Origin of the sequence: Burkholderia sp. BCC1644 (assembly GCF_902833225.1) — a bacterium.
Lineage (GTDB): Bacteria > Pseudomonadota > Gammaproteobacteria > Burkholderiales > Burkholderiaceae > Burkholderia.
Map to the genome: position 1 here is coordinate 109,280 of NZ_CADFEI010000014.1, position 15,165 is coordinate 124,444.

3 protein-coding genes are annotated in these 15,165 nt (G+C 69.8%); 1 reads left to right on the forward strand and 2 read right to left on the reverse strand.

Annotated elements, in window-relative coordinates; translation table 11 throughout:
• Positions 1-110 precede the first annotated feature (110 nt).
• Positions 111-11,825, forward strand: a complete 11,715-nt coding sequence (locus HWX87_RS26000; protein WP_176049950.1) for an LWXIA domain-containing protein — start codon at positions 111-113, stop codon at positions 11,823-11,825.
• 58 nt (positions 11,826-11,883) lie between these two features.
• Here the strand turns inward: HWX87_RS26000 and asnB are convergent, their stop codons facing one another.
• Both asnB and HWX87_RS26010 read right to left on the reverse strand, forming a co-directional pair.
• Positions 11,884-13,851 (reverse strand): asparagine synthase (glutamine-hydrolyzing), encoded by a 1,968-nt coding sequence (gene asnB, locus HWX87_RS26005; RefSeq protein ID WP_176049951.1) that lies wholly within the window; start codon positions 13,849-13,851, stop codon positions 11,884-11,886.
• A 266-nt stretch (positions 13,852-14,117) separates the two neighbouring features.
• A complete protein-coding gene (locus HWX87_RS26010; RefSeq protein WP_176049952.1) occupies positions 14,118-15,149 on the reverse strand; it encodes an EscU/YscU/HrcU family type III secretion system export apparatus switch protein in 1,032 nt (343 codons plus the stop codon).
• Positions 15,150-15,165: the final 16 nt, after the last annotated feature.

Sequence of the window (15,165 nt, forward strand, 5' to 3'; positions counted from 1 at the left end):
CCGCGCCGCCGTGCTACGAAACAGCGGCGATCCGGCCGCAACCCGTGTCCCTACACTCGTCGGATCGCGTCGCGGCACGCATGGCGCCGCGCGCCTTCAGGGAGACGAGCATGCTGTTGATCGACGGATTGGGACTGGGCGTCAACTGGCAGCGCTTCCTGTCGGACACGCTGAACCCGGTCGTCGCGCCGCCGCCCCCGCCGCCGCCGAAACAGAACGATCCGTCGGCCGGCCCCGCGAACCCGGTCGCGACGCCGCCGATTCCGGTGACCGCCACGCCGTCCACCGATCCGACGAAGCCGACCAACCCCGAGATCGCGTCCGCGACGTCGCTGGTCCAGAGCATGGCCGCGCAATACACGGCGCCGCCGCCCGACATCACGGTCGAGAACGACAAGACGCGCGCCGTGCAGAAGGCGATCCAGGACGCGCAGACGCAATACGACAATGCGTCGCAATCGCTGCAGGGCGCGCAGAGCGTGCTGCGCCTCGTAAACCGCGACCCCGAATCGACGCCCGACGACCGCAAGTCCGCTCAGGATGCCTATTCGAAGGCGCGCACTGCCGCCGACAGCGCGCAGCGCGACCTGAACGTGACGACCGACGCGGGCTACATGATCCTGTACGGCGAACAGGCGAACGCCGACATGCCGGCCGGGATGAAGATCGACGACTCCGGCAAGGTGACCGATCCGGGTGACGCGCAACACGCCGCCGACCAGCAGTTCAAGACGCTGCTGGCCGCGTTTCCCGATCACGCGAACGATCCGAACTGGGTACCGCAGCAGAGCGACTGCAAGAACCCGCTGCAGATCCGGCTCTACGACGACTGGCAGACCGCCAGCGCGACGGCCGCCGTCGGCGCGTCGAAGTACTACGCGGACGTCGCGAATTCGAACCTCGCCTATACGCAGTTCCAGTCGTATCTCGCCGACCCGGACTACAAGAGCGCGCTCGACTCGGGCGTCGGCCGGCTCAACGATGCGCTCCAGCCGCTGGAACTGCAGGTCACGATGCCCGACGCGCCGGCGTCGCAGGACGCCGCGCAGCAGGCCGTCACGGCGGCGGCGAAGGACGCGAACTATGCCAATGCCGCGGCCGGCGCCGCGAACGACAGCCTGGCGCTCACGAACGCACAGCAAAAGTACGACTCGACCAGCGGCAAGGAAGGCCCGACGGTGGTCGTGCCGAATGCGGTGTCGGATGCGAAGACCGCGCTCGCCCGCGCGCAGACGGCCGCGAACACGAGCGGCGGCTATCTGCAGATGCTGTCCGCGCAACAACAGGTCGACACGCTGCAGGCCGACTACACGAAGAAGCAGCAGGCCTCCGACGACTGGCACAAGGCCAACCCGGATTCGATGCTGAAGGATCCGCAGGTCGACCTCGACGTCGGCGACGCGTACGCGAAACTGTCGCAGGCGCAACAGCAGGCCGGTATCGCGCACGACGGTTTCGTCGCGACCTACGGCGCGACGCTCGCGCAGCAGTACGACGACCAGGCGTCGCAGATCCAGGCGCAGGTCAACGCACGGTCGATCTTCACGAAGCCGACGAACCAGCCGCCGCTGCTCGCGCCGTCGCTGTCGACCGCGAGCGGCCTGCCTTCCCTGCCCGCGTCATCGCTGTCGACCGCTGCGACCGCCGCCCCCACCGGCACGCCGACGCTGCCAACGTCGTCTCCGTTGCCCGCGCCGTCGTTGTCGACCGCGAATGGCGGCTTGCCGCCGTCGGTCACCGACCCGTACCCGTTCACGCTGCCGCAATCGTCGGCCACGCAGGCCGCGCCGACGGGCCCGACGATGCTCGACGCGAAGCGCCTGCAGGTCGTCGCGGGCGCGATCCGCGCGGCCGACAGCCGGCTGGCGGATTCGGTCAACGAGCGCGCGACCCAGGCCGCGCTGTCGCAGGCGCGCATCCAGCAGACGCAGGCGAAGAGCACGCTCGCATCGGTGCAGAAGCAGTACGACGACTGGGCGGCCGCGAATCCGCCGCCCGTGCGTTTCCGCTACGTCGCGGGCGACGACATGATCCCGGCGCCGTCGATGCCACGGCCGAACCTGTACCAGGACCAGCTCGACAAGGCGAAAACGGCCGTCACGCAAGCCGACAACGCGGTACAGCGCCTGCAGCTGCTGAGCGAGACGTCGCACCAGCAGGTGTTGATGGACCAGTTCGACGCGGGACTCGACGAGCGGCTGCGCTACGCGGCGCCCGATTCGGACGCCGGCAACGACTACAAGAAGGCGCTGCACGATTTCTACGAGGCGCATCGCGGCGAGCTGTCGAACTCGCTGCTCGACGCGGCGAGCGCAAGCACGCAGAACGGCAATACGATCGCGTTCGGCAAGCTGACCGACAACGAACAGCGCAACCTGATCGGCGTCGCGCTCGGGATGCAGCCCGACGTGCCGGGCACGGCATCGTCGATCGATAGTTCGGACCCCGTATCGCCGACGAGCGACGATGTCGCGCGCTTCACCGACAAGGACAAGCTGTCGACGATCAACAGCGTGCGCGACAAGCTGCTGTCGGTCGGCGGCGGCGCAAGCACGCAGGTCAGCGTGCTGCCGATGGTATACGCGGCGAAGGACGCCGGCATGACGACCAGCGCGATCTTCAAGGTCACCGGCAAGGACGGCACGCAATACGTCGACGAGACGGCGAGCACCTACAACGACATCAACGATTACATCAACAACAACGAGCTGTCGAAGGACGGCACCGTCGACATCGCGACCGGTCACAACGCGGACGGCTCGCTGCAGCTCGTATCGAAGGCCGCGCATCATGAAAGCGGCTTCGACAGCTTCCTGAACACGCTGACCAGCACCGGCCTGAACATCGGCATGATGGTCGGCGGAATGGCGCTGGAAGGGCTCGGCGGGCTGCTCGACGGCACCGGTATCGGCGCGATCGTCGGCGTGCCGCTGAACATCCTCGGCGCGGGGATGATGTACACCGCGATCGGCGCGTCGATGACGAGCGCGGGGCTGGACATCGCGACGCGCATGGAACACGGCCGCAGCATCAATCCGTTCACCGACGCGGGCGCGCGCGCCGACTTCATCAATCTCGTGCCGATGGGCGCGGCCGGCGCCGCCAAGCTCGCCGGCAGCAAGCTGTTCACGCGCGCGGTGACGGCGCTCACGCGCACGCCGAAAGTCGCGTCGCTGCTCACCACCGGCGCGAAGGCCACCGCGATCGTGACCGGCGTCGGCGGCGCGGTCGAGGCGTTCGGCGAAGCCGGCGTCGACTATGTCACGGGCAACACGAAAGCGGCCGGCGAGGAACTCAAGTCCGGGCTCACCAACGTCGCGCTGATGGCCGCGGGCGGCCTCAAGGAACGCGCGGTCACGTCGGTGCGAACCCGCACCGGCCGGCCGGTGCCGATCCGCACGACCGACGGCGACACCGTCACGGTCGACAGCAAGATGCTCGGCCAGATCCTGAACAAGGGCGACGTGTCGTCGCTCGCCTACGGCCGCACCCGCGCAACGCTCGACGGCGAAGCCGTGAAGGTGTCGCCCGAAGGCATGCTGATGGTCGGCGACAAGATCCTGACCTACGACAACAAGCCGATCCGCGTGCTGGACAAGACGTCGAGCAAGCAGATGCCGCCCGGCGAATCGGTGGTGCTCGGCGAAGACGGCACGCTGTCCGTCGTGTCGGCCTCGCCGAAGGAATGGACCAACGGCACGCGCGTCGACGGCGTAACGGGAACCGGTGAGCGCCTGTCGTTCGGCCCCGACGGCGAGATGACCACGACGCCGAACGTCGTCCCGAAGACGCCGCTCGACCTGCTCGATCACGCCATTGCGCAAACGAGCGAAGCGATCCGGCAGGCAAACGGCGCCGAAACGCAGGCGCCGCGCAGCCTCGCACAGACGGCCGCCGAAAGCGAAACGGCCAGCACCGCGAGCAACGCCCGCAGCACGCAGCGCGCGAGCCAGGAACGCGCGCGCGTCGATCAGCAGCACGACGAAACCGAAGTGAACCGCACGGCGGCCGCGCGCAGCGACCGGCGCAGCGAGGACGCGCAGACGCTGCACACGCGGGCCTCCGACCTCGAGGAACCGGCCGGCGCCGGCACGCGAACGAAGACGGACGGCACGCCGCCGCGCGTCAACGTGAAGATCGTCGACCTGACGGACGAAGCGCCCGCCGCGCGGCCTGCCACGCGCGATCCGGCCGGTATCGCGGTGCCGCGCGGGCCGAGCGCCGAACCGCTGGAGGTCGGCGACCGCACCGTCTATGTCGTGCGCGACCGTGCGGCGCAGGATGCGCCCGGCGCTCGGCCGTCCGCGCTGCGCCCGCAGGATCTCGAAGAACCCGTGATCGTCGTCGCGGGAGAGCATGACGCGGCACTGGCGCCCGAACTCGCGAACCGCTGGCAGAAGCCCGTCTACGCTGCCACGCCCGACGCGTTCGGCGCCGACGGCCAGCTGCGCGCGGACGCGCGCGTGCTGCGTTTCGATCCCGCACCGGAAACCACGGCAGCCGAAACCGGCTTGCCCGGCGCTGCCGCGGCCGACGAAGCGCCGCCGGCGTCGCCCCGCCCGGCTGCCGGCGACGACACGGTGATCGTGCTGGCCGGCAAGCGCGGCCCGAACGAACCGGCGATGCCGCGCCCTGCCGCGATGGCCGAACCCGTCAGCGCGCTCGACGGCATCTTCAGCGCGCCGAATCGCGTGCTCGTCCTCGTCAAGCCGGAGCCGCCCGCCACCGTCGAGCGCACGGCGGAACCCGAGACGGACGCCGGCACAACCGCCGGCAAGGCAGCCGGCGACACCGCCGGCCGGACGACCGCCCGCTCGAACGCGGCCGACGAGCGCCCGGCCGCCGCGAACGACGATACCGGGCTCGCCGCCGCGCATCCGGAAACGACCGAAACCCCGCCGCCCGACCATGCCGCGTCGAACCCCGGCTGGATCACGCGGATGCAGATGCGTTTCGGCGGCGCTGCGCTGCCCGAAGCCGCGCAGGCGCTGGCCATGCAGTCGGGCACGCTCGCGACGCAGTTGCGCATGCTGCAGGACGCCGGCTGGCGCGTGACGCTCGGCAAGCGCGGCGGCGGCAGCCGCATCGATCCGCGCAAGCGCCGCGTGACGATCGACGGCGGCCTCCAGCATCCGGGCAGCATCGCGTACACGCTCGCGCACGAAGCGCGGCATGCGGTCGAGGCGATGGCCGGCGTGCTCAATCTCGACTACGGCAACCGCAGCCGCTTCACGCGCAAGGCGCTCGAAGCCGAGGCGCGCGCGCAGATCAATGCGTTCGAGGCCCGCTACGAGATCCAGCTCGCGGGCGGCGGCGACATCGCCGCGCACGTGCGGCTGCCCGATGCGATCGAGCACGAAGGCAACGCCTGGCGCGCGCCGTCGCACGACTATGCGGGCACGGTCGGCCGGCTCGTCGACGCCTTCGCCGATGCGCCCGTGTCGGGCCGCGACGGCGAGACTTATCGCGACTTCTACCACGACGTATGGGCGCGCCAGAAACGCCGCGGCGGCATTCCGCGCCGGATGCCCGCGCCGCAGACGCGCGAAGCCGGCGACGCGCCGCGCGGCGTGCGCAGCTTCGACGAGCGTGTCGCGTGGAGCCGCGCGCATGCCGAGTACGCGTCGCCGTTCGGCGCCGGGCCGGCCCCCACCGTGTCCGAGCTGCAGGCGGCCCGCAGCCGCCATTTCACGGTGCTGGAAGACGCCGGCGTGATGATGCTGCACGCCGACACGCTGCCGGACGGCACGCTGCTGACGGGCGGGCGGCCGAGCGGCGTGCACGAATACGCGCTCGACCAGGCGCCCGCGTTCATGATCAAGGACGGCTATTCGATCGTGCTGTCCGCGCAGCACGGCGGCGAAGCCGCCGCCGCGCAGCTCGCAAACCTGTGGCAACGGCCGGTGTATGCGCCGCCCGCGCGCGCGGTCGGCGAGCACGCCGCGCTGCTCGACACCGGCGTGTTCCGCCGCTTCGACCCGGCGCCCGTGGCGCCGTACGACCTCGGCCCGCTGACGGCCGACGCCGAAGGCGTGCACGTCGAAGGCCGGCCGGGAGAACGGATCGACGTCGATCGCCATGTCGGCGAGCTGCTCGGCTCCGGCGGCGAGAAAACCGTGTTCGCGCTCGGCGACGACGCGGCGCTCGCGGTCTACGACACCGGCCCGCATACGTCGGAAGCACGCCAGCTCGACGCGGCGATCGACGAAAGCATCGCGCTCGACGATCTCGCCTCGTACGGCCTGAAAACCCTGACGATGAGCGGCCCGTTCTCCGCGCTCAACCGCGTCGCGGTACTGTACCGGCCGCTCGGCGTATTCCACAGCTTCAGCTTCGAGACGGGCGCGCTGCCGCGCGTGGTGTCGCGCGCGGCGCTCGAACATATCCGGCAGATCCGCGCCGTCATCGAAAGCACGGGCATCGGCTTCGACCTGCAGGGGCTGTTCACGCGCAACGGCGATTTCCTGCTGAGCGACCCCGGTTCGATCGGCATGAGTGCGGGCGAGCACTTCACTGCGCTGCAGCGCCTCGCGGTGATCGAACGCGCGCTGACGAACGGCCTCGAACGCGGCGAGATCGAGCTCGCTCATCCGCAAATCACCGAACATCTGCCGCCCGATGCCTTCGCGCAGAAGCCGTCCCTCATCACCCAGGTCAGGATGCGTTTCGGCGGCGCACCGCTGCCGAAGGAAGCCTACGCGCTCGTCGACCGCTCGACCCTGCTCGGCGGGCAGGTCGCGCAAGCCCGGGCGGCCGGCTGGAAAGTCGTGCTCGGCCGCCCCGGACGCGGCAGCCGCATCGACACCGCGAAACAGCGGATCGTGCTCGACGGGCAGTTGCGCGGCACCGGCACGCTCGTCTATGCGCTCGCGCACGAAGCACAGCATGCGGTCGAGACGATCACCGGGCAGTTGGCGCTCGATCACGCGTCGCCCGAAACACTGACCGACAGCGCGCTGATGGCCGAGGCGCGCGCGCAGGCGAACGCGTTCGCGGTGCGCCGCGAGCTCGTCGACGGCGCGGGCATCGATGTCGCGAAGGACGCGCACCTGCCCGAGGCGATCGCACGCGAAGCCGATCACGTGATGCCCGACGACGAAGCCGGGTTGCGCCGGCTCGCGGCCGCATTCGGCGACGCCGCGCCGTCGGTGCCCGGCCATGCGACCTATCGCGACTACTACACGAGCCAGGCCGCACGCATGCGGCCCGGCGGCGTCCCGCGCGAGATGCCGGCTCCCGCCCCGCTGTCGCGGCGGAACCGAGCGGCGCCCGCGCAGGCGTCGAGGCCGGCCGTCAAGCGCGCGCAGCGGGCGCTCGACCAGCTCGCCACGCACGGCAAGCGCGATCTGGTCCGCATCGACGGCGACCAGCTCGCCAGCGTCGCCGACATGAAAGCGGCGTTCGGCAACGACGCCCATGTGCTGATCGCGCCGCACATCGACCGGCCGGCCGACCGGATCGACGCACGGCATCCGCAGCCCGAGTTCATCGCGAGCCTGCGGACAGGCGCCAACGGCAAGTTCATCGACAAGAAGCCGGCATCGGACGATATCGATCCGAGGGTGGCGCAGGATGCATTCCTGCCGCTCAAGACGAAAGGCGACGACAGCCGCAAGAACTACGACTACTACCTGTCGCCCGTCCCGCTCGACGAGTTGCTCGCATTTGGCGGCCCCGCGCGCATCGAAGCGTACTTCGGCGACCTGCGCCAGTGGGACGCCGAGCCGTCGGCCACGGGCGCCGCCGACAACGTCGTCGCCACCGTGAAGCAGCTCGACGACGCGCCCCGCTTCCAGCGACCGAAGCAGGCGGAAAAATACGCGCGCAAGCATCCCGGCACGCAAACGACGCTTTATGCGATCGATCGCAAGTCCGGCAAGGTGCTCGGCTACGCGACACTCGATGCCGAACAGAAATGGACGTACGTCGAAACCACGTCGCTGGGCGACGCGACGATCGCCGAGCGCGAGCTCGCCGACGCGTTCCGGCGACGTTCGCGCCTGTTGCCCGACGGGCGCCGCGGCGTGCGCTTCGTCGTGGCCGACGTCGCGCACGACGTCGTCGACAGCTACGGCGGATTCGCGCCGGCCAAAATGCGCCGCGCGATCGACGACCGGAAGACCCCGCTGTCGAAGCCCGACGCCTACGTCCAGCGCGCGCTCGGGCGGGTGCGCCCGTCGCTGCGCCAAAAGAACCGGGAAGCGGCCGACGCCGGCACGCCGAACCTGCTGCCAGCGACGCCGGACACCGCGCTCGACTTCAACGCGCAGCACGCGCCGCAACTGTTGCGCGCGATCGAGATGGGCGAAGTCCCCGACGGCCACTTCGTGTACGTGTTCGACCACGAAGGGAGCGTCACCGACGCGCTGCGCGGCACGCTCACCGGCCTCATCGCGGTAGAGGACGGGACGATCCGCTGGTACGACACCCTCGCCCAGTTCCGCGACGCCACCAACGAAGGCCTGCCGCTGGAACGGGCAACGATCGGCCGCGGGCCGTTCGGCGGGAACCAGCACTTCCTGCTGTCCTCGCTCGCCCCCGATGCGTTCGTGCCCCGCGCCGCCGCGCTGAAGGAGGCCGCGCTGCAGGCCGAGGAAGCGGCGCGGCAAGCCGCGGCGGGCACGGCCGCTACCGCCGCGCCGCCCGCCGCGGGCAACAACAACGCGGGCCGCCAGGGCGGCCGGCCCGGCAAACCCGGCCGCAAACCCGTGCGCGGCAAATCGCAACCGAAACAACCGAAGCAAGCGGCCGTTCAGCCGGCCAAACCGCCGGCCGTACCGGCCGCGAAGCCGATCGCGCTCGAACCGTACCAGCCGGCCTTCGTGTCGAGCACGATCGTCGAATCGGTCACGCGCTACGGCAAGGCGAAGGTCGCCGATTTCGCGTCGACGCTCGAACACCTCAAGGAATGGGGCAAGCGCGACCAGGGCAAGCACGACGGCGACGGCTTGACGCTCAGCGGCGAGCCGCGGGCCATCATGGCCGACGCCACGCAGTGGAAGAAGATCTTCAAGACGCTGAACATGTGGCGCGAGGCTTCGAGCCTGCATCCGCACGGCTTCCTCGCCAATCCGGGCGGCGGCCGCAACTGGCTGGTGCGCCGTTCGCAGCAGTTCGCCACCGACCACGGCGCCGCGCGAACCGCCGACAGGAAGCTGATCGACGCGTACGCCGAGCTGCCGCCCGAGATCCGCGACCGGCTCGTCCCGATGTCGCGCTCGTTCTCGCTGCGAGACGATCCCGAGCAGATGAGGCAGTACCTCGAGCAGTACGGCGGCGCGCTCTCGGCCGTCGCGCTCCAGGTCGATCCGTATTCGCAGGCTGCCGCGGTCGGCGGCAAGCAGGATCCGGGGCTGATCCGGCGCGCCCGGCAGTTCGGCGACCCGACGGGCGCCCGCTACGACGACGATACGGCGACGATCACGCGTACGGACCCCGACGGCACGCAACACACGCTCGAACTCGATGACCTCGCCCACCTGCACAAGTGGCTCACGGCGGCATCGAAATACGGCTTCCTGCTGCGGCTCGAGGCCGCACCGTCGCGGCCGCTCGTGTCGCGCGAAGACGGTCATGCGATGGCCGGTACGAACAACGGGTATGCCGAAATCCGGCGCATCGCCGAATCGCTGGAAACGTGGGCGAAGCAGCACGAAGGAGACAAAGCGCCGCTCGTGCTGCTGACCTTCCACGGTGCCGATGCCGTGCTCGAGCCGGTGCCGGGCGAAGGTCACGTGCAGTTGATGGACAACCTCCTCGGCCGGAAACAGCTCGACTGGGTTCATGTCGGCCTGTCATGGGGCACGAACGGCGACGACTTCATCGCGAATGCGGATCTGACGCGCGCGCTGGCGGCGAAACTCGTCGACTACAAGCTGAACGCACCCGGGAAGTTCGCGAGACTGCACGGCGGCGATGCACTGACGCGCGTCTACGAACCGGTCAGCGCCGAAGACTTCGCGAACCAGCAGCGCATCCTGTTCACGGAAGTCGAGCGCATCGCGAAAACGAAAGGCATGACGGACGACCAGATCGCCGGCATGCGCGACGAACTGTACGAGCAGCACACGTCGACGCTGCTGAACCAGGCGCGCCGTGCGGCGAACGAGTACGGCCAGGGCATGTGGCGGCGCAACGGCGACGACAGCGTCGGCAAGCTCGAAAAGAAGGTGCGCGAGATCGGCCGCGACTGGCTCAAACGCCATCGCGCCGGCACGCCCGCGCGGCCGAAGCTGGCGCCGCAGCCGGCCTCCGACAGCCGCCTGCACTGGAAGAAGGTCACCGGCCAACCGGCGCTGCAACACGACGACTCCCATCCGATCGGCGCCAATCGCAAGGCCATCGCCCAGCCCGATACGCCCGCCACCGCGACGATGGACGAGGCGACCGCGCAGCTCAATGCGCTGCGCGTGCACCGGCCGTCGAAAGAACCGTCCGACCGGAAGAAGACGAACATCACGAGCGGGATCGTCCTCGGCGCGTCGAGCCTGATCGGCCTCGACGCCGCATTCCACTGGATCAACCCGACCGTCATGAGCAACATGTCGTCGTCGTTCCTGCTCGCGTCGCGTCTCGGGCGCGTGTTCCAGGTGATGCACCAGGGCGCCATCCGCAGCCTGCAATCGGGCGACCCGAAGGCCGCGGTCGCGGCGCTCTCGCATCTCGAGACGACGCTCGCGCGGCAATTCGGCTCCCAGACGCACGAATACGGCGAGCACCGGCCGATCCAGCTCGACGCCGCGGTACGCGACGCGCAGGCGATGGCCAGGCAATACGTCCGGCAATACCGGCGCGGGACGATGAGCTTCGAGGACGCCAAGACCAACATCACCGCGCTCGCCGACGACGTGCTCACGCAAATGCAGGGGTTCGTCGGCGGCACGTCGTTGCAGCAGCTTCACGCGGGCAATCCGCGCAGCCTGCTGGGCATCGCCGGGCGTGCGGGCACGGCCGTCGCGTCGGTCGCCACCCTCGCGAGCGGCATCGGCAAGATCGCCGGCGCGCACGACGGGTTCACCCTGGCGCTGGGCACGACCGGCGTCGCCAGCGGCGTGCTCGGCGCCGCGTACGCGGGCGCGTCGTTCCTGATCGTGTCGCGGCGCGTGAACGCGGACAAGCGCAGCCGCGTCGTGCGCGTGCTCGATTCGGCGGGCGACTTCGCGTCGGTCGCGCTCGGCGGGCTTTCCACTGCGTCGCAATGGAAGCAGGGCGAATACGATCTCGCGGTCGCGACCGCGACGTCGACCGCCCTGCTGCTCGCCGGCCGGCTCAATACGCACTTCCCGAATGCCACGCCGTTCGTCAAGAAGATCCCGACCGCCGTCGTCATGATTCCGGTCGCCGCATTCGGCTACAAGTTCATCATCGGCGTCGCACCGATGATCGGCGGCCTGTTCAACTGGATCTTCGGCAGCGGCTCGCCGTCGCAGTCGAATCTCGCGCCGGGCGCGTCACCGGGCGCGTCACCGGGTGCCTCGCCGAGCGCATCGCCGTCCGCATCGCCGAGCGCCACACCGTCCGCCGCGCCGTCGCCCACGACCAGCACGACGACACCGCAACCGTCGCAAGGCACGCCGTCGAGCCCGCCGGCACCGTCGAACTCGCCGCAACCGTACATCGTCGTCGCCGGCGATTCGCTGTGGGTGATCGCGGACCAGCATCGCCAGTCGCTGCTCGACGCCGCTCAGGTATCGCGGGCCGACCAGCAGGCGATGACGCGCGGCGAGCAGGACGCGCGCGCGCTGAACGAGATCCTGCAGCTCAATCCGTCGGTAGCGGGCGATCCGGGCCGTCTCGCGATCGGCACGCCGCTGAACGTCGGCTGACGGCCAGCCGGGTCCGACTGCGGATGGCCGGAAAGCCGGCCATCCGCCAGGTCACGCGTCACCCCGCGCGCTGCGCCTCCAGCCACGCCTGGAACATCAGCACCGTCCACAACTGGTGCTGCCAGTTCATCCGGCCGGTCGTGTGCTGCCGCCACAGACGCTCGACCGCGGCCGCGTCGAAGAAGCCCTCTTCGCGCAGCCGCGACGGCCGCAGCAGCGCCTCGGCCCAGTCGCGCAGCGAGCCGCGCAGCCAATGGTCGACGGGCGCGCAGAAGCCCTGCTTCGGCCGGTCGATCAGTGCGGACGGCACGTACCGGTCGAGCAGCCGGCGCAGCAGCGCCTTCGACTGCCCTTCCGGCAAGCGCACGGCCGCCGGCACGCGCCACGCGAATTCGACGACGTGATGGTCGAGGAACGGCATGCGTGTTTCGAGGCTCACGGCCATCGCCGCGCGATCGACTTTCGCGAGAATGTCGGTCGGCAGATACGTGAGCGTATCGATCGCCATCGCCTGCTCGGCGAAGCTCAGGTGCGCGGGCCACGCCGACACCGTGTCGAGCGGCGTCGGCGGCTCCTGCCCCGACAGCGCGATGCGCTCGGGATGATGCACCGACGACATCAGCAGCCGGTACAACCCGATGCGGCTCTCGGCCGTCATCACGTGGCCGAGCTTGTGCAGGCGATCGCCGATGCGCGCCGCCGAGTCGCGCGCCTCCACGCCGCCCCACGCACCCTGCGCGACGGCCGCGAGCTGGTCCGCGTGATCGGGCCGCAGCGCATGCAACGCGGCCGCGATCCGCGCGCGCACGGCCGCCGGCACGCGATGCAGCTTGCGCCACAGGCGCGGCGTCAGGAAGTAGCGCGTATAGCCGCCGAACAGTTCGTCGCCGCCGTCGCCTGACAGGCTGACCTTCACGTGCCGGCGCGTCATTTCCGACACGAGGAAGGTCGGGATCTGCGATGCATCGGAGAACGGCTCGTCGTAGATCGACGGCAGCTTCGGCACGACGCCGAGCGCATGGTCGGCCGTCACGTAGAGTTCGGTATGACGCGTGCCGAGGTGGCGCGCGACGGCCTTCGCGTAACCGGCTTCGTCGTAGCCGGCCTCGTGGAAGCCGATCGTAAACGTGTCGACCGGCGTCGACGATTGCGCCTGCATCAGCGCGACGATCGCCGACGAATCGACGCCGCCCGACAGGAACGCGCCGAGCGGCACGTCCGCTTCCATCTGCCGTGCGACGGCCTGGCGCAGGATCGTGTCGAGCTGGCCGACGGCCTCGTCGGCGCTGCCCTCGAACGGCTGCGCACGGCCCGCTTCGATGGCCTGCTCGAGCGTCCAGTACGCACGCACGCGCGGCGTGTCGCGCGCATGCTCGAACTGGATGTAGGTGCCGGGCGGCAGCTTGTGGATGCCGCGATAGATCGTGTAAGGCGCAGGTACGCTCGACTGGCGCAGGTACAGGCACAGCGCGTCGCGATCGATCGTGCCGTCGAAGCCCGGATAGCCGCGCAACGCCTTCAGCTCGGACGCGAACACCAGCGCGTCGCCGATCCGGCCGTAGTAGAGCGGCTTCTCGCCGATCCGGTCGCGCGCGAGCGTCAGCACCCGCGACGCGCGATTCCACAGCGCGATCGAGAACATGCCGGTCGCGCGGCGCAACGTTGCCTCGACACCCCACGCGACGATCGCCGCGATCAGCACCTCGCTGTCGGAGTGGCCGCGCCACGCCGGTGCGCGCCCCGCGCGCTCGAGTTCCGCGCGCAGTTCGCGATGGTTGTAGATTTCGCCGTTGAAGACCATGACGTAGCGGCCGCACGCGGATGCCATCGGCTGTCGGCCGTGTACCGACAGGTCGACGATCGCGAGCCGCCGGTGGCCGAGCGCGATGCCGGCCTCCGGGTCGACCCAGATCCCCTGCCCGTCCGGCCCGCGATGCGCGAGGCTCGCCGTCATTCGCGCGAGCGTGCCGCGCGCTGTCTCCTCATCGAAGGCGACGCTATTCAAAAAGCCGTCGATTCCGCACATTTGATTTGTCCGCCCCTGTTGACCTGTTCCGTCACGCAGGGCGCAACCTCGCGGCCCGCCGTCAGGCGTGACGGTCGAGCCATATTACGAAGAAATAATTCAGCAATAATTCACCGGTGAATGCGGGACAAAACCGGAAAAAAAATGGCGTCAAGCGCCCTGCACGGATAGCTACGTCAAGGGGCCATATCGAATTGGAACGGATGGCCGCGGCGCCTGGCACAGCGGAAAAAAGGGGCGGCATTCAAGAAGACCCGCCACGCGCGTCACCCCGCGCCGGTCGCCCATTTCAGCAACTGCGCGACCTCGCGGAAATGCTGCGCCTGGATCGTGCCGTTCTCGGGCGTCGTCTCGTACAGCGCCTGCGCGAGCCCGACGTTCGCGAGCGTCGGGCGCAACGCGTCGCGTGCGAGCCGCACGATCCGTTCGGCCGCGTCGCCCTCGCCGCGCGCGAGCACCCACGGCAGCGTGCCGATCCCGCCGTAATAGAGCGCGACCGCGACGCGCGGCGAATACACGACCACCGACGCGTAGCCGATTCGGTCGGGCAGCGACGCGAACTGCGCTTCGCGCGCGAGTTGCCGGCGCTTCGCCTCGATGTGCGGATCGCCTTCGTCCTCCTTGTGCTCGCGCCGCACTTCGTCGATCGACATCTTCATCTTCTGGTTGAACTCGTGCCGCTGGTGCACGATGTCGATCAGCGCCATCACGATGTAGATCAGCGCGGCCCAGCCGAACAGCATCATCAGCAGCTTCACGATCAGCGCGAGGATCGAAGCCGGCCGGGTGAAACCCGACTGCACCGCCGGGTCGAGCGACTCGACGATCAGCCAGCCGAGCGTCGCAACCAGCAGCGCCGTCTTCAGCAGCATCTTCGCGAGATTGACGAGGTTGCGCAGCGACCACAGGTTCTTCATCCCCTCGGCCGGATTGAGCCGCGACAGCTGCGGCACGAGGCGGCTCCACGCCATCACGCCGCCCACCTGCACGAAGCCCGCGAGCAGGCCCGCCAGCAGCCCGGCCGCGACGATCTGCGCGGACAGCGTCACCCAGTCGCGCGCGGCGCCGTCGATCAGCACCGCGATCCGCGCGGACGGATCGGCCGCGCCGGCCGCGTCGAACACGAGCCGGAACAGCGCCTGCAGCCGCGCGAACAGCGAACCGATGCCCACCGCGAGCGCAACGCACACGCCGACGAAGAACGCCGACGAAATCGTTTCCGCGCTCTTCGGCACATCGCCTTTCTCGCGCGCCTCGCGCAGGCGCTTCGCGGTCGGCTTCTGGTCCTTTTCGGCCATGTCGGCTCCCGCGCGC

What these genes read in the sequence shown, in the direction of transcription:
- HWX87_RS26000 (WP_176049950.1), top strand. Translation starts at nt 111, where the DNA reads ATGCTGTTGATCGACGGATTGGGACTGGGCGTCAACTGGCAGCGCTTC.
- asnB (WP_176049951.1), bottom strand. Translation starts at nt 13,851, where the DNA reads ATGTGCGGAATCGACGGCTTTTTGAATAGCGTCGCCTTCGATGAGGAG.
- HWX87_RS26010 (WP_176049952.1), bottom strand. Translation starts at nt 15,149, where the DNA reads ATGGCCGAAAAGGACCAGAAGCCGACCGCGAAGCGCCTGCGCGAGGCG.